This window comes from Herminiimonas contaminans (genome assembly GCF_015645465.1).
GTDB lineage: Bacteria > Pseudomonadota > Gammaproteobacteria > Burkholderiales > Burkholderiaceae_D > Oxalicibacterium > Oxalicibacterium contaminans.
Genome location: NZ_JADOEL010000007.1, coordinates 18,080 through 34,943 on the forward strand (window position 1 = coordinate 18,080; position 16,864 = coordinate 34,943).

A 16,864-nucleotide genomic window follows, 5' to 3' on the forward strand; every position below is an offset into this window, starting at 1 on the left:
AATCAAGATGAGGGAGGGAAACAGATGGCAAATATTCTAGTTGTTGACGACGAGATGGGCATACGCGAATTGCTCTCGGAAATCCTGGGGGATGAAGGGCATGTCGTGGCAACCGCAGAGAATGCCCAGCAGGCGCGTGAACTGCGTGCCGCTGCCAAACCGGATCTGGTCTTGCTGGATATCTGGATGCCTGACACGGACGGTGTCACCCTGCTCAAGGAATGGCAACGCGATGGCATGCTGACGATGCCGGTCATCATGATGTCGGGTCATGCGACGATAGATACCGCCGTCGAAGCAACCCGCATCGGCGCACTCAACTTCCTCGAAAAACCGATTTCACTGCAAAAATTATTAAAGGCGGTACAGCAAGGCCTGACCCGCGGCCAGGAAGTCACGCGCATAGCCAGCATGCCGGTACGCGCACCGATCGCCCCCGCCGATCATCATCACACTCCGCTGGACAAAGCACTGCCTGCCACCTCCAGCCAGATGTATCCGCCTATCGCCAGTGCGCCGCTGATGTCAGCCGACACGCAATTCTTTACCGCTTCGTTTGAACTGCCTTTACGCGAAGCACGCGATGCCTTTGAACGTGCCTACTTCGAGCATCACCTCGGCCAGGAAGGCGGCAGCATGACCCGCGTCGCAGAAAAAACCGGTCTGGAACGCACGCACTTGTACCGCAAGCTCAAGCAACTCGGCGTCGAACCAGGCAAGATTGCAAAAAAAGGGGTATGACGCTTACCTCGCTCGTGCTGGGCGGACGCGCCGCCAACCGCGAAGCTACGATCCATAGCCGTATAGACGCCACGCAAGACACTGCCATCATCCTCGAAGGTTTGCCCGACGGGCACAGCGCCCTCGATGACTTGCCCGCTGCCACACAGCTCCTGAAAATCGCCCGTATCGCCCCCGGCTGCATGCACTGCACCGGCAACCTGATCATGCGCGTCACACTCAACCGCATCCTGCGCGACAAACCGGCACGTCTCTACATCAGCGTCGCCAACACCGAACATCTGGAGCAATTGCGCCTATTTCTGACGCAAGCACCGTATGACGCCTGGCTCACCCTGAGCGAAGACATAGATTGCAGCCAGGCAACGAACTGAGACCCTGTTTTGCCTGAATTGTTAACATTTCTTTCCGGCACTTAATTTCTTTTCTTACAGTCCGTTACCAACTTATGGGCGGAATCCCTGTCCAACACTTGAAATTGCTCCGAACAACGCCATTTCCCTATCAACGCGATGATTTCTTCATTGCAATAGCGACAGGAGATTATATGAACGTGATCTACAACAGCGAGCAATACAGCGTCGTAGAATTCGGTGCTGATGACGGGCAGGACGCCCTGCGCTTTGGCGGCTATGAAATCATGGATAAGCCAGCCAAACGTGAGATATTCATAGCCGGTGCTTCGGCCGAGTCCTTCCGCAAAAATGTCCGCGATTTGATCGCCACCGAACCCAGCGTCGAAGAAATCGATGAGTTTCTGGCCAATTACGATGTCTACATGAGCCAGGCACTGACGATACACTAAGCCGCTTTTTCCATGCCTGCATAGCCCTTTGCGGACTATGCAGGCATAATTCCGCCTTCTCCCACAGCGCTTCATCGCGATGTACGCGAACTCCCATTTCATCACCAGCAGCCAGACCGAGGCACACGCGCAATTGCAAACGCAGGTAGAGCGCCATGCGCAGCATCCGTTTCGCAAGCCCATCACGGACTACAATCGCAGCGCGTTTGACGACAGTATTGCGCGCTGGCAAGCCGCTGGCAGCAAACCGTTGATACTGGACGCGGGCTGCGGTGTCGGCTTATCCACCTTCAACCTGGCACAGCAATACCCGGATCATTTTGTAATCGGCGTCGATCAATCCGAGGACCGCATTACGCGCAACACACAATGGCCGGATGCAATACCGGACAACTGCCTGCGGGTACGCGCGGACCTGGTCGATTACTGGCGTCTATTAATGGACAGCGGCATACGTCCGCAGCGTCATTACATCCTGTATCCGAATCCGTGGCCCAAGATAGGGCATTTGACACGACGCTGGCATGGCCATGCGATCTTTCCGACCGTGGTTGCGCTGGGTGGTGCGTTGGAATGCCGCAGTAACTGGCAGATTTATATCGAAGAATTCGCTGCCGCTTTACATGTGTTGACGCAACAGGAAGTCGCTTGTGAAAGTTACGCTCCCGATCACTGCATCACACCATTCGAGCAAAAATATCTCGCGTCCGGGCATGGCTTGTGGCGTTGCCGGATACAACTGGCAGGCGGTTAGACTATTTACGCTCGCGCAGTATGTCGAGCAACTTATGTCCGGCCACATCCAGCGGGCCGCTATTATCCAGTCGTATCACTTGCCCCTGTGTCGATGGCACGAACTCCTTAGCGCGCTTGAGTCGCTTCAACAAAGCCGGGCCTTCTTCGCGCTGGCGCGCTTCCAGGCGTTCACGCAATATATTTTCATTCGCCTCTATCCAGACCACAATCGCATCCGGAAACGCCTGCAGCAATTGCGGCACATAGGCGCGCGAGCCATTGATCACGACATCGCGCCCGGCTTTCAGGTCGGCTTCTATGCCGCGCCGTACGCCGTAACATAAATCATTTGCCTGCCACACCATCGCGAACTGACCACTGGCAGCCAGCCGCCAGAAAGTTGGCGTATCCACTGCCTCGTGTTCTTCATTCCCTTGCGTCGCACGCGTAATGGTTCTTTGTGCGAATACCAGTTGCTCGTCATTGGCACACTGTTCGCGCACCCAATTCAGCAAACTATCCTTGCCTACACCCGACGGACCGACACAGAAAAATATGCGTCCGCTAATCGGTAAACTCGCACGCTCGGATTGTGCAGAAAAGGGGATGCGCTGCCACTCGACAAATGGTGCGCCCGGGTGTTCTTCACGCGCTATCGTCAATGCATCTATCGTCAGCGGTGCGCTCGCAGCCGCAACGGCAAAGTGCTGTTCCGCCGCCTTGCGTATCGTGTAAATCACATCCGCATCGGCATGCATCAAAGCATCCGTCAGTGTCATATGGAAACGGAAGAATTCCTCGGTATATGGATAGCCCCAGCGCTGCAATAAAGTGCTTTGGCGCGCCGTCAGCCCTGCCTGCCGACGCTTGGCCAGCTCAGGCTCGGTCAAAGGTGCCCGCAATAAATCGAAGTAAGTAACGCAACGCATCGCCAGTCCGCCTATCTCATCCAGCGGCCCATTCACCTGCAAAGCCAGGAAATCCATCAATGGTCGTACCCGTACTTCTTCCAGCACGATCGCTTTCTGGGTAGTACAAAAGGCGCGCGCCATCTGCAACAGATGCTCTTCGGTAAAACCTTCAAACAGGCGAAAGGGCGCTTTCAGCGTCGCATGGAAACCATAGCGACGGGCATCAGCGGTCAGGCTGGCGAGTAAAAGTCTGGGTATGCCTGGAATTTGGACTTGCTCGACCGCCTCGGGACTGGCGTGGTGTCGCCCCAGCCAGCTGCTACCAGCCTGGGCCCACGGCGAGTCGTTTGCAGGCGTATAGTAAAGGGCATAGCGCGTCATGTTTACAGATGATACTCGCACGCCGGGCACAGGGCTGCCCAAATCACCGTCAGCCTGTGCGCCCTGCACGAAACCGGTACTGCCGTGCATCAGCAAATCCCGAGTGCGCATACGTCACCTGTATATGGGTTAGTTGCAGCCATGCTAGTCGCCGATTGTGACCGGACTTTGACATGAGCCGAATCTCACTCCATGCCGTGCAATAAATGCTACAGCGCGGATTACGGTCAACGCTTCCCAAGAAAACTCTATTTCCGGGAGCGCTGCTTTAGCGACAAGGATGACTAGGTAATATGCCTGATCCAAATTACAACTAGCCTTCCTTATACCAAACGGAGCTTGTCATGACAGCAAAACGCTTACTCCATCTGGCACTCATCAGCCTCGTCATCACACTGGTGGGATGCTCAACAACGCCTATCCCTGCGAAGATCAAATCGCAAATGAGCACCAGCCAGGCCATCGTTGCTTATTTCGGTAATGGTGAGACAGCGCAAAGCTGCAACTGCATATCTGAAGTCGATGCTAACTACTCTGCAACACCGGTTCCCAATGGCTATTACCGTGTCCTACTCGGGCGCAATGCCGAGGGTCTGTTCCTGATCCAGGATTTTTATCAAAAAAATAAGCGCGCGCAGTCCTCACCCGTGTGGGTCAAAGAACCCAATGATCTCTTCAACTTCAATAGCAATGTCATCATAGGCTCCGCGACGCTGTACTACCCTGACGGCAAGATACTGGAAGTATTTACCAATACCGACCGGGATAGCAGAAACGGGGAAGGCTTCTATAAAACCGGGCAACGCGCGACCAAGTACGTCGATGATAATACCGGCACCCAGTTTGAATTCTGGTATCAGTCCGGCAAACCGGCGGCAAAATACACGCGATCAGCATCTGGTGAGTTGACCTATGCAGAAGCCTGGGATGAAAGCGGCAATAAAGCCGAAGACATTGATGCCATCATCAATGAAATCACCAAGAAAATGGATACCGAATCCTGATCATCCATGCCGTCAGCGAACCTCACAAACAAGCGCGACCATACCATCCGCTCGAACCGATGTTTTTGTGTGAAAATTGAGCCCATGTGTCACTGCGTCGCGTTTCTCAATATCAGCATGTCGCCCCGCAAAGTTGCGGGCGATTCCAGCTATCCCTTGTATCCCACAAGCTTTTGAGCCGGCAGACCACCCTAACTAAGGAAGAAAATGTGCCAGCTACTCGGAATGAATTGCAATGTCCCGACTGACATTGTGTTCAGCTTCACCGGCTTCGCCACGCGCGGCGGTCGTACCGATGTCCATAACGATGGTTGGGGCATCGCATTTTTCGAAGGTGCGGGCGTGCGCCACTTTGTCGATCATCAGGCTGCTGTAGAGTCCCCGGTCGCTGACCTGATCCGCCGCTACCCGATTAAATCGAAGAATGTCATCGCGCATATCCGCAAGGCGACGCAAGGCCGTGTCGCACTGGAAAATTGCCATCCTTTCGTGCGCGAATTATGGGGCCGTTACTTTGTGTTCGCCCACAATGGCGACCTGAAGGACTTCAATCCGGAATTGAACGGCCCTTACCAGCCGGTCGGCACCACCGACAGTGAAGCTGCATTCTGCTACATCCTGCAAGAGCTGCGTCGTCGCTTTGATGATGCTTTGCCTATGCTGCCGCAATTGACGGCCGCCATCGCCGAACTGACCAAAGAGATCTCGCAATACGGCACATTCAACATGATGCTGTCGGATGGCTCTGCGCTGTTCGCGCATTGCTCGACCAATCTGCACTACATCGTGCGCCAGCATCCGTTTGCGGAAGCAAGCTTGTGCGATGAAGATGTGAAAGTGAATTTTTCGGAAGTGACGACGCCGAATGATCGCGTCGCCATTATCGTGACGGAACCGCTGACCACGAATGAAACATGGACGGCGTTCAAAAGCGGGGAACTGAAAGTATTTATCGACGGTGCGCCGCTGGCCTGAACGGGTTTAAACCGTTTCAGCCAGCGACGGTCTGCATCAGGACAGGTTAGGTGCGAGCCAGCGCTCTACATCTTCTTTCGCTACACCGCGACGTTGCGCCATATCGCTGACCTGGTCGTCACCTATCTTGCCGACCACGAAGTACTTCGCTTCCGGATGTGCAAAGTAGAAACCCGATACCGCCGCGCCCGGGAACATCGCGTAGGAATCGGTCAGCATCATGCCTATCTCTTCTGCCTGCAAGGTGTCGAACATTTCTCTCTTGACGGTGTGTTCAGGGCAAGCAGGATAGCCAGGAGCAGGGCGGATACCGCTGTACTCTTCCTTGATCAGCGCTTCATTCGCCAATTTTTCATCCGGCGCATAACCCCACAAGTCTTTACGCACACGTTCGTGCAAATGCTCGGCAAACGCTTCCGCCAGACGGTCCGCCAGCGACTTCAGCATGATGGATGAATAGTCGTCATGCGCATCTTCGAAACGTTTTTCATACTTCTCGATACCCAGGCCAGCGGTCACCGCAAACAAACCAATGTAGTCGGCAACACCGGATGACTTGGGCGCAATGAAATCAGCCAGACACTGGTTAGGGCGTGCGACACCATCGATCACCGGCTTCACGGTTTGCTGGCGCACACCATAGTAGGTGAACGCAACTTGTGTGCGGGTCTCATCGGTATAGATTTCGATATCGTCGTCATTCACTGAATTGGCCGGCAGCAGTGCAATCACACCATTCGCCTGCAACCAGCGACCTTCGATGACTTTCTTCAGCAGGGCCTGGCCTTCGGCAAATACCTTGGTCGCCGCCTCGCCCACCACTTCATCCTTCAGGATGGCCGGATACGGACCCGCCAGATCCCAGGTCTGGAAGAACGGGCCCCAGTCTATGTACTGCGCGATGGTCGCCAGATCCACATTTTTGAAGACACGACGGCCGATGAATTTTGGTTTGACCGGTGCAAACTTACCGGTGAATTCCAGCTTCATCTTGTTCGCACGCGCTTGTTCCAGCGTCAGCATAGGCACGGCTTTTTTATTGGCGTGTTGTTCGCGTATGCGTTCGTAATCCGCTGCGATCTCGGCGATATAGGCGTCACGCTGTTCCGGTGTCAGCAACGATTGCGCAACCGAGACCGAACGCGAGGCATCCGGCACATACACCACCGGGCCGTCATAGTTGTGTGCGATCTTGACCGCAGTATGTGCGCGGCTGGTGGTTGCACCACCGATCAGCAAAGGCATTTTCAAACCACGGAAATATTCGTCGCGCTGCATTTCTTTCGCGACATAAGCCATCTCTTCCAGTGACGGTGTGATCAGGCCGGAGAGACCGATGATGTCGGCGTTCTCTTCCTTGGCTTTGGCCAGGATTTCGGAGCACGGCACCATCACGCCCATGTTCACGACTTCAAAGTTATTACATTGCAGCACGACCGACACAATGTTTTTGCCGATATCGTGCACATCGCCCTTGACGGTCGCGATGACGATCTTGCCTTTTGGTTTGCTGACGATGCCGGTCTGTTCCTGCAGCAAACGCTTTTCTTCTTCGATGAACGGAATCAGATGCGCGACCGCCTGCTTCATCACGCGCGCCGATTTCACCACCTGCGGCAAGAACATCTTGCCCTGCCCGAACAGGTCGCCGACGATGTTCATGCCATCCATCAGCGGACCTTCGATCACATGGATAGGACGACCGCCATTCGTCAACAATTGCTGACGCGCTTCTTCGGTGTCTTCCACGATCCATTGCGTGATGCCCTGTACCAGCGCATGTGCGAGGCGCTCCTGCACGGTACCGTTACGCCATTCCAGCGTGGCTTCTTCCTTCTTGTCGCCAGCCTTCAGCGTCGCCGCAATTTCAATCATGCGTTCGGTCGCATCTTCGCGGCGATTCAGCACCACGTCTTCGACTCGCTCGCGCAATTCTGCCGGCAAGTTGTCATAGACGCCGACCATGCCTGCATTGACGATACCCATCGTCATGCCGGCCTTGATCGCGTGATACAGGAACACTGTGTGTATCGCTTCACGTGCCGGGTCATTGCCGCGGAAGCTGAAACTGACGTTGGATACACCGCCACTGATTTTTGCGTGCGGCAGGTTTTCCTTGATCCAGCGTACCGAGTTGATGAAATCAACTGCATAGTTATTGTGTTCTTCGATACCGGTCGCGATCGCGAAAATGTTCGGATCAAAGATGATGTCTTCCGGCGGGAAATCCACTTCATTCACCAGCAGCCAATATGCTCGTTCGCAGATTTCTATCTTGCGCTCAAAAGTATCGGCCTGACCGCGTTCATCAAACGCCATGACGATGACCGCGGCACCGTAGCGACGGCACAGCTTGGCTTCATGCAGGAATTTCTCTTCGCCTTCCTTCATCGAAATCGAGTTGACGATGGCTTTGCCCTGCACGCATTTCAAACCCGCTTCGATCACCGACCATTTCGACGAGTCGATCATGATAGGCACGCGTGCGATATCCGGTTCGGAGGCGACCAGGTTCAGGAAACGCGACATCGCAGCCTGCGAATCCAGCATCGCTTCATCCATATTGATATCGATGATTTGCGCGCCGTTCTCAACCTGCTGGCGTGCGACTGCCAAGGCTTCATCGTATTGTTCGTTGATGATGAGACGTGCGAATGCTTTCGAGCCGGTGACGTTGGTACGTTCACCGACGTTGACGAACAAGGACTGGTCATCAATGATAAAAGGCTCGAGGCCGGACAGCTTCAGGGTCGGCTCTACCGTCGGGATCACGCGTGGCGCGATGGTCTTCACAGTCTCGGCGATCGCCTTGATATGGTCAGGTGTAGTACCGCAGCAACCACCGGCCACGTTGACGAAACCACTCTCTGCGAAATCTTTCAGCAACGACGAGGTCACATCCGGCGTTTCATCGAAGCCGGTATCGCTCATAGGATTAGGCAAACCCGCATTCGGATAGATACAAACATAAGTGTCCGCTATCTTCGATAACTCTTCCGCATACGGACGCATCAGCGCCGCACCGAGTGCGCAGTTCAGGCCGACCGTCAGCGGCTTCGCATGGCGAATGGAATGCCAGAACGCAGGCACAGTCTGGCCGGACAGGATACGGCCCGAAGCATCGGTCACCGTACCGGAAATCATGATGGGCAAACGCTTGCCGGATTCTTCGAAGAACTGGTCGATCGCGAACAATGCAGCCTTGCAGTTCAGCGTATCGAAAATGGTTTCGACCAGCAGCACGTCAGCACCGCCTTCGACTAGGCCACGGGTCTGATCCAGATACGCAGCGACCAGTTGATCAAAGGTGACGTTACGCGCAGCAGGATCGTTCACATCAGGTGAAATCGACGCAGTCTTCGGTGTAGGTCCGAGTGCACCCGCGACAAAGCGCGGCTTGTCCGGTGTCGAATACTTGTCGCAGGCAGCACGCGCCAGGCGCGCTGAAGCCACGTTCATTTCATAGGCCAGATGACCCATGTGGTAATCGTCTTGCGCAACGGTGGTGGCACCGAAGGTATTCGATTCGATCAGGTCGGCACCGGCGGCCAGGTATTGTTCATGGATCTGGCTGATGACGTCCGGACGTGTCAGCGACAGCAATTCATTATTGCCTTTGACGAACAGCTCCTTGCCCGGCACCGCGAAGTCAGCGAAACGCGTACCGCGATAATCCGCTTCCGTCAGCTTGTATTGCTGAATCATGGTTCCCATCGCGCCATCCAGGATCAGGATGCGGCGCGCCATCAGGTCGCGCAGGAGAACTTCGGTAGGGCAGAGTGCGTCGCGTTTCATCTTTAATTCTTTATCTATTCGTTATCGGTTCAGCCACATAAAGACAAAAACCCGGACACAGGCTGCGCCGGGTTGTACGTGTATGAAAACTAAGGACAAATTATACGCCAAAGCCCCGCTCCCCAGTCGCTTCCGGGGCGAGCTGCCATGCTTTACTTGGCATTTCCGCAACAGGCCGTATGGGCTGCGGGAGGACTAAAGGGCAGCAGTTGCCTCCACTACGTGGCCAGAGCCGGAATGCAAAGTACGTGGCTCGTTCATTTTAAGGGTCAGGCATTTAGCCGCGCCACCTGCCTTCATGAACTCGGTCAGCGCAATTTGCTGCACGGTGTAGCCCCAGCGTTCCAGTTGCGCACACAGGGCTGGTGAAGCCTGGTTCAGGAACACATGTTTACCACTGTTGACTGCGTTGCAAGCAAAGCTGAGTGCATCCTGCTGCGTCACTGCATAACGTTTGTGCGCAGGAACACGCGCCGCGATGCGCTCTTGCGCAGCAGCATCAAACGCGCTGGGGTAGTACAACAGATAACCACCCTGCAAAGGACAGAAGCAGGTGTCCAGATGATAGAAGCGCGGATCAGCCAGCTTCAGCGGCTGCACCTCTATCTCCAGCATGTCGGCAATGACAGCGGCACAGCCTATATCCGAGCGATGGCCATGACCCAGCCACAAGAGTTCACTGCCACGATCCAGCAAGGCATCACCCGCACCTTCGAATGGCAAACCCGCAGGCATGCGCAACACCTGCAAACCACGCGCCGCAAACCAGGCCGCGAAGTGCGCTTCTTCCGCTTGCCGCTCCACATGCTTGAACGCTGACAAAATCACTTTATCGTCGAGTACCAGTCCGCCGTTTGCAGTGAACACCATATCCGGCACGCCGGCTGCAGACGGCATGCAGTCGACTCGCGCCACGCTGCGCAGCGCGTGCACCAGTTCCTGCCATTGTCCCTGCGCCGTCAGGCGATCGCCATGTGCGACATTGCCTTCCATCCAGGGATTGATGATGTAAGCGACTTCGAAGTGCTCAGGTGCGCACATCAGGAAGGTATCCTGCGTGATTGTTGTCATGTGCAAACCTCCATATGTGTGGTCGGAAACGTTGCGAATACGTGCTCGATGATGTGCAAGGCAGCATCGACCTCATCCGCGCTGATAATCAGTGGCGGAGCGAAGCGCACCACGGTGTGATGCGTTTCTTTCGATAGGATGCCGTTCTCCATCAGGCGTTCACAAAAAGTACGCGCCGAGATCAAATCGGGATCCAGTTCCAGTCCTATCAACAAACCCTTGCCACGCACACCGCGCACTGCCGGATGCCGTATCGCACGCAAACCTGCGCGCAACTGCTGACCGCGCAGCTCCGCCGCCTCTATCAATTCGCCATCGCGCAATAACGACAAGGCCGCATAAGCAACCGCCGCGGACAAAGCATTCCCACCGAAGGTGCTGCCATGGTCGCCAGGCGTAAACACATCCATCACATCGCTGCGCGCGAGGAAAGCCGAGACTGGCAACAGCCCACCGCCAAGTGCCTTGCCGAGGATCAGGCCGTCCGGCCGTATGCCTTCATGGTCGCAAGCCAGCAAACGCCCGCTGCGACCCAGCCCGGTTTGCACTTCATCGCAGATCAGCAAGACATTACGACGCGTACAGATCTCGCGGCATTGCGCGAGGTAGCCATCCGGCGGCACGATGATGCCGCCTTCGCCCTGTATCGGCTCAACCAGAAAAGCTGCGGTGCGTGATGTGATCGCTGCTTCCAGTGCCGCTGCATCGCCATAAGGAATAGTCACGAAGCCACCGTCGAACGGGCCGAAACCGTCGCGATATTGCGCTTCCGAAGAAAAGCCGACGATGGTGGTGCTGCGTCCGGCAAAATTACCGGCACAGACAATAATTTGCGCCTGTTGATCCGGCACGCCCTTGACCTGATAGGCCCATTTGCGTGCCGCTTTCAATGAGGTCTCGACCGCCTCGGTACCGCTGTTCATGGGCAGCGCCTTGGCCATACCCGTCATCTCGCACAGCAGTTGCAGGAACTTGCCTAGCTGATCGCTGTAAAAGGCACGTGAGGTCACGGCCAATTGCCCAGCCTGATGCGTAAGTGCAGCGACCAGTGCCGGATGGCTATGGCCAAAACTGACGGCAGAGTAGGCCGACATCATGTCCATATAGCGCTTGCCGTCTTCATCCCATAACCAGACTCCGCGTCCCCTGCTTAATACCACCGGCAGCGGTGCGTAGTTATGCGCGCAGTAGCGATCTTCGAGTGCAATGCGTGGGCTGCTCACGATGGCCTCCTCAAGGAAACAGGACAGGGCAATGACGACTACATGGTAAGGCTTATTTAGTGAAATATTTCTGCGTTTTTGAACGCAAATTAGGTATAAAGTGAACGTATCTTGCACGCAAGGAGGGATTTGTGGAGAAATTCGACCGTTATGATCGTATCCTGCTGCAAACCCTGCAAAACAAGGGGCGCGCTTCCAATGTGGAGCTATCCGAGCAGGTGAACCTGTCGCCGCCGCAATGCTATCGACGCGTGCAAAGGCTGGAACAGGAAGGGGTGATACGCGGCTATAGCGCGCAAGTCGATGCAGCAGCACTCGGGCTGGGCGTGACGGCTTTCGTGAACCTCAACATCGCGCGTGAGCAATTCAAGCAAGTGCGCGAACTGGAAAAGGCGATCCGGCAATTTCCGGAAATCCTCGAGTGTTACACCATCTCCGGTGACTTCGATTATTTGCTGAAGGTGGTGGCGGTGGATCTCAAGTCACTGTCGTCTTTCCTGACCGACCGGCTGATGCAAGTACCCGGCGTCGCTGGTGTACGCTCGATGGTGTGCCTGGAAGAGATCAAACCCGCCAGCCCTTTACCGCTGCCGGATTAACTCTTACTCCATCAAGCGACCGCGTTCGCCGCAACCTTGCAGTTTGCGCTTGCCTATCGTGACCTCAGCCGTCCACGGATATTGAGCGCCTGACATATTGTCGATACAGACTTGCTGCAGCATGCGGATCTCGATAGTCGTATGTTCGTTGCGGGCTTTGTAAGTACGCGTGCTGTCCTCGTTTCCGAATTCCGAATACGGAAAGTATTCAGCTGTTTCACCCAGGCTCTCGAAACGTACCTTGCCGGAGTCTGCAGTGAATTTCCAGAATGGCTCATTGCCATGCGCCCACCAGATCACCACATTCGCCATCAGGAGGTTGCGTTCCGGCGCAGATTCCGGCGTTCTCTCCTTGATGGCATCCGGACTTTGGCAGGCTGCCAGGAATAGCGTCAATAAGATCAGACCACGTCGCATCGCATAGCTCCAGTCTTTGCAGATCAAACAGAGTGTATGAACTTACTGGAAGCGCTTGTCTTCCAGCGTAAAACCTTTGAGGAATTCAACTGCCGACAAACGTTTGCCGCCCGGTTTCTGCAGCTCGGTGACACGCAAGGCGCCATCGCCACAGGCAACGATGACACCATCATGCGGATTGGCTGCGATCACCTGCCCAGGTGGCAATTGATTCGATGCCGGCACAGCTTGCGCATGCCAGAACTTGATGAGGGTACCGTCGCAGGTCGCAGCAGCTCCGGGGAAGGGATTGAAGGCGCGTATCTTGCGCGCCAGTTGCTCCGCGGGTTGCGTGAAATCCAGCGTCGCTTCCTCTTTCAAAATCTTCGCCGCATAGTTCGCGCCATCCGGCTGCGGCACCGCATGCAAATCGCCTTGCTCCATCTCGCGCAAGGTCTGCACAATCATCTCACCACCCAGCGTCGCCAACTTGTCATGCAGGCTGGCAGTCGTGTCATCAGCTGCAATCGGCAAGCGTTGCATCGCCAGCATAGGTCCGGTATCCAGCCCCAGCTCCATCTTCATGATGGTGACGCCGGTTTCTGCATCGCCACTTTCTATCGCACGATGGATAGGCGCAGCACCGCGCCAGCGCGGTAGCAGGGAAGCGTGGATGTTGATGCAACCACGTGGTGGAATATCGAGTATCGATTGCGGCAGGATCAGGCCATAAGCCGCCACTACCATCACATCATGCGGCGTGGCCTTGAGCAGTGCGTGTGCTTCTGCTGCCACCTCGGGATATTTGCCATCCAGGCGCAGGGAGACTGGTTGCGCCACCGGAATGTCATGCGCCAGCGCAAATTGCTTGACCGCGGATGCGTGCAATTGCATGCCGCGACCGGCAGGGCGATCCGGCTGTGTGAGCACCAGCGGGATTTCAAAGCCTGCAGCGTGCAAAGCCTCAAGGGCGACTGCCGCGAATTCCGGCGTGCCGGCAAAAATGATTTTCATGGGATGGATTGTAGTACGGGCAGCGCCGGATGCGAACCCGGGCGTGCCTAATGATATTAACGAGGGGAACTGCAGGCCCGATGGGCCTGCCAGTGATCAGCGCTGTGCAACGCGCTGTTTATTGGCGCGGTTCAACTCGCGCTCTTCCTTGATCATCTTGGCTTTGATGCGATTGCGCTTGAGCGGCGACAGGTATTCGACAAAAACCTTGCCCTTGAGGTGATCCATTTCGTGCTGGATACACACTGCCAACAAGCCATCTGCCTGCAACTCGAAGGGCTGGCCGTCCGCATCAAAAGCCCGCACTTTGACTTCGGCATGACGCTCGACGCCATCGTAGACGCCAGGTACCGACAGGCAACCTTCGTCGTAGACCTTCATTTCCGGGCTGGCCCAGATGATTTCCGGATTGATGTAGGCGCGCAGTTCGGTACGGGATTCCGAGGTATCGATCACGATGACCTGTTCATGCACGTCGACTTGCGAAGCGGCCAGGCCCACGCCCGGCGCGTCGTACATGGTCTCTGCCATGTCTGCGACCAGGGTTTTGATGCGTTCATCGAACACGGTGACTGGCTTCGCAACTTTATGCAGCCGTGGATCGGGATAACGCAAGATATTTAATATGGACATACGTGCTTTTGCGCAACATGGCGACTGGTTGAGAGCGTGGTTCTTCTTGCTACTTCAATGATTTATGTGCAGAATTTGATTCAATTTGGCAAGTTTTTTGACGAATTCCTTGATTCGTTATTAACATGCAGCAGCGCGGTAATGGCGTCACAATAGGTCAAGCTCACCGGACAAACCATGAAAAATTTTAGCACAGCTGCACTCTTCCTAGCATTTGTCTCAGCCGTCATACCCGTCAGCGCACTTTCCCAAACAGCAACAAACAGCACTCCGGGCAGTACCCGTTGCACTTTCTTGCCAAATGCACCAGATCAGCACGTGGTAGTACGCGGCGATACCTTGTGGGACATTTCTGGAAAATTCCTGCAGCGGCCGTGGTGCTGGCCACAGGTCTGGGACATGAATCGTGACCAGATACGCAATCCGCACTGGATCTATCCTGGCCAAATCGTCTATTTCGACCGGGTTGCCGGCAAACTGCGCCTCGGCAAAGGCGTAGGCACAGACAATAGTGGTGTGCCTACCGTGCGCCTGTCGCCGCAAGTTCGTTCGACCGACGCGGCATCGGATGCCATCACCACCGTCTCCTTCAAATCAATAGAACAATTCCTGACCAAACCGCTGATAGTGGAGCTGAACGAGCTGAAGGATGCACCACGCATAGTCGCCACACAGGAAGGCCACGTCTTCCTGGCGAATGGCGACAAAGCTTATGTACGCGGCGACCTGCAAGGCAAAACCAGTTTTGAAGCCTTCCGCCCGGGCAAGCCACTCAAAGACCCGGTCACCAAGCAAATCATCGGCTATGAAGCCATGTACCTCGGCACACTCAAGGTGCAACGCGTCAGCAAGATCGATACCGAACCGCATACGCTGACTGTACTGACAGCGAAAGAAGAAATGGGCGTCGGCGACCGCCTGGTCCCGACCGAACCGACACCGTTCATCAATTACGCGCCACATGTACCGGCACAACAAACTGATGCGCGCATCATCTCGGTCTATGGCGGCGTATCGCAAGCCGGACAAAACCAGATCGTCGCCATCAATCGCGGCAGCAAGGATGGCATCGATATCGGTACCGTACTGGACCTGCGCCGCCTCGGCATGATGGTACCGGACCGTACCACCGGCAATGGCCGCGGCCTGATCAAGCTGCCGGATGAGCAATACGGCGAGCTCTTCATCTTCCGCGTATTCAATGGCATTTCCTACGGCCTGGTGATGCAGGTGCAGGATACGGTGCAAGTCGGCGACATCGCCACCTCACCGGAATAAACCACAGGACACGCCACGCATGCCCGCCCCGGACGATCTCGCAGACTGGCTCAGGCTGGAGCAGACGCCCGGTGTCGGAGCCGAAACCGCACGCAAGCTGCTATCAGTATTCGGCCTGCCGCATAACATCTTCAACAGCAGCCTCGCCGCACTGCAGGACATCACCGGCAGTCGCATCGCCCATATACTGCTGGCACCACCGTCCGACACCATACTGGCGCAGATAGCACGCACCCAGGAATGGGCAGCGCATAGCGAGAACCACGTCTATACACTGGGCGATCCGGATTATCCGAAGGCACTACTGGAGATCCACGATCCGCCCATCCTGCTATATGCCAAAGGTCGCGTTGATCTACTTTCCCAACCTTCATTCGCCATCGTCGGCAGTCGCAACGCCAGCGCACAAGGCAACAGCAACGCCGAGCAATTCGCCGCTGCACTCAGCAACTCCGGCCTGACCATTATTTCCGGTCTCGCGCTCGGCATAGATACCGCCGCACATCAGGGTGCACTACAGGCACTCTCACAAAACCCGCAAGCTGGTTCCACCCTCGCCGTCATCGGCACCGGCGCCGACATCGTCTACCCGGCACGCAATCGCAAACTTGCGCACCAGATCGCCGAACATGGCTGCATCCTCAGTGAATATCCACTCGGCATGCCGGCGATCGCTTCCAACTTCCCGCGCCGCAATCGCATCATCAGCGGACTCGCTCGCGGCGTGCTGGTAGTCGAAGCCGCCTTGCAATCCGGCTCATTGATTACCGCGCGCATGGCGGCAGAGCAGGGCCGCGACATGTTTGCCATACCCGGCTCGATACACTCACCGCTAGCCAAGGGTTGTCACCTGTTAATCAAGCAGGGTGCGAAGCTGGTGGAGTCAGCACAGGACATACTGGAAGAACTGGAATATGCAAATGCGCCTGTGCCGCAACGTTCCATTTGCGAACCACCGGACGACGACGCACCTTACGCGCACGTGTTGCAGCATATGGGCTACGACGCGGTAGATGCCGATACGCTGGCGCAACGTTGCCAGCTCGACATGGCAGAATTGCACGCCCACCTGCTGGCGCTGGAGCTGGACGGACACGCGGAAATGCTGCCGGGCGGATGGTATCGCCGCATTGCCTGAACGATATCTACGATTTCAATTTGTTATCAGTCACTAACAAAAAATTCGTCCGCTATAGTCAGCATCATTTTTAATGGTATGCTTGTCCTCAGTAAGCGCTGTTTTTGATCTGCCGCTGTCGTAACACCTCTTTGTAGTGTGTGTTGTGTAAAGAGCGTGATTCAT

At 55.7% G+C, this 16,864-nt stretch carries 16 protein-coding genes; 9 read left to right on the plus strand and 7 right to left on the minus strand.

The features are described from left to right. Positions 1 to 24 precede the first annotated feature (24 nt). The 4 genes from IXC47_RS10210 (at position 25) to trmB (ending at position 2,300) form a co-directional block, all read left to right on the plus strand. Positions 25 to 741, plus strand: a complete 717-nt coding sequence (locus tag IXC47_RS10210) for a response regulator (RefSeq protein WP_175624268.1) — start codon at positions 25 to 27, stop codon at positions 739 to 741. Continuing rightward, positions 738 to 1,115, plus strand: a complete 378-nt coding sequence (locus IXC47_RS10215) for a GTPase (protein WP_175624269.1) — start codon at positions 738 to 740, stop codon at positions 1,113 to 1,115. Before IXC47_RS10210 ends, IXC47_RS10215 begins: the two co-directional genes overlap by 4 nt. A gap of 173 nt (positions 1,116 to 1,288) precedes the next feature. Then, positions 1,289 to 1,546 (plus strand): BTH_I0359 family protein, encoded by a 258-nt coding sequence (locus IXC47_RS10220; protein ID WP_124573092.1) that lies wholly within the window; start codon positions 1,289 to 1,291, stop codon positions 1,544 to 1,546. 79 nt (positions 1,547 to 1,625) lie between these two features. After that, positions 1,626 to 2,300: a tRNA (guanine(46)-N(7))-methyltransferase TrmB gene (gene trmB / locus IXC47_RS10225; RefSeq protein WP_195875573.1), complete on the plus strand. Its 675-nt coding sequence runs from the start codon at positions 1,626 to 1,628 to the stop codon at positions 2,298 to 2,300. A 1-nt stretch (position 2,301) separates the two neighbouring features. Here the strand turns inward: trmB and phnN are convergent, their stop codons facing one another. Next, positions 2,302 to 3,684, minus strand: coding sequence for a phosphonate metabolism protein/1,5-bisphosphokinase (PRPP-forming) PhnN (gene phnN / locus IXC47_RS10230; protein ID WP_195875574.1), 1,383 nt, complete (start codon positions 3,682 to 3,684; stop codon positions 2,302 to 2,304). 233 nt (positions 3,685 to 3,917) lie between these two features. Between phnN and IXC47_RS10235 the strand changes: the two genes are divergently transcribed. Together IXC47_RS10235 and IXC47_RS10240 are read left to right on the plus strand one after the other, a co-directional pair. Beyond that, positions 3,918 to 4,577 carry a toxin-antitoxin system YwqK family antitoxin gene (locus tag IXC47_RS10235; protein ID WP_195875575.1) on the plus strand — a complete coding sequence of 220 codons (660 nt, stop codon included), beginning with the start codon at positions 3,918 to 3,920 and terminating at the stop codon, positions 4,575 to 4,577. Between the two features lie 207 nt (positions 4,578 to 4,784). After that, entirely contained in the window at positions 4,785 to 5,552 is a 768-nt protein-coding gene (locus IXC47_RS10240; RefSeq protein ID WP_175624273.1) for a class II glutamine amidotransferase, read from the plus strand. Positions 5,553 to 5,588: 36 nt separating this feature from the next. Here the strand turns inward: IXC47_RS10240 and metH are convergent, their stop codons facing one another. The 3 genes from metH to rocD form a co-directional block, all read right to left on the minus strand. Then, a complete protein-coding gene (metH, locus tag IXC47_RS10245) occupies positions 5,589 to 9,347 on the minus strand; it encodes a methionine synthase (RefSeq protein WP_175624274.1) in 3,759 nt (1,252 codons plus the stop codon). 195 nt (positions 9,348 to 9,542) lie between these two features. Then, positions 9,543 to 10,418 (minus strand): dimethylarginine dimethylaminohydrolase family protein, encoded by an 876-nt coding sequence (locus tag IXC47_RS10250; protein WP_195875576.1) that lies wholly within the window; start codon positions 10,416 to 10,418, stop codon positions 9,543 to 9,545. Beyond that, complete coding sequence (gene rocD, locus IXC47_RS10255) at positions 10,415 to 11,641, minus strand: ornithine--oxo-acid transaminase (protein ID WP_195875577.1); 1,227 nt, start codon at positions 11,639 to 11,641, stop codon at positions 10,415 to 10,417. Before rocD ends, IXC47_RS10250 begins: the two co-directional genes overlap by 4 nt. Positions 11,642 to 11,772: 131 nt before the next feature. Between rocD and IXC47_RS10260 the strand changes: the two genes are divergently transcribed. Then, entirely contained in the window at positions 11,773 to 12,240 is a 468-nt protein-coding gene (locus tag IXC47_RS10260) for an Lrp/AsnC family transcriptional regulator (protein ID WP_175624277.1), read from the plus strand. Positions 12,241 to 12,243: 3 nt separating this feature from the next. Here the strand turns inward: IXC47_RS10260 and IXC47_RS10265 are convergent, their stop codons facing one another. The 3 genes from IXC47_RS10265 to def all read right to left on the minus strand — a co-directional run bounded on the left by IXC47_RS10265 (position 12,244) and on the right by def (position 14,283). Beyond that, positions 12,244 to 12,657, minus strand: a complete 414-nt coding sequence (locus IXC47_RS10265; protein WP_195875578.1) for a COG3650 family protein — start codon at positions 12,655 to 12,657, stop codon at positions 12,244 to 12,246. Positions 12,658 to 12,699: 42 nt separating this feature from the next. Further along, positions 12,700 to 13,650 carry a methionyl-tRNA formyltransferase gene (gene fmt, locus IXC47_RS10270; protein WP_195875579.1) on the minus strand — a complete coding sequence of 317 codons (951 nt, stop codon included), beginning with the start codon at positions 13,648 to 13,650 and terminating at the stop codon, positions 12,700 to 12,702. A gap of 96 nt (positions 13,651 to 13,746) precedes the next feature. Beyond that, a complete protein-coding gene (def, locus tag IXC47_RS10275) occupies positions 13,747 to 14,283 on the minus strand; it encodes a peptide deformylase (protein ID WP_175624280.1) in 537 nt (178 codons plus the stop codon). Positions 14,284 to 14,460: 177 nt separating this feature from the next. On the opposite strand from def, the gene IXC47_RS10280 reads away from it, so the two are divergent. Next, a complete protein-coding gene (locus tag IXC47_RS10280; protein ID WP_195875580.1) occupies positions 14,461 to 15,561 on the plus strand; it encodes a LysM peptidoglycan-binding domain-containing protein in 1,101 nt (366 codons plus the stop codon). A 19-nt stretch (positions 15,562 to 15,580) separates the two neighbouring features. Continuing rightward, on the plus strand, positions 15,581 to 16,699 hold the full coding sequence (gene dprA, locus IXC47_RS10285) for a DNA-processing protein DprA (RefSeq protein WP_175624282.1): 1,119 nt from the start codon (positions 15,581 to 15,583) through the stop codon (positions 16,697 to 16,699). Positions 16,700 to 16,864: the final 165 nt, after the last annotated feature.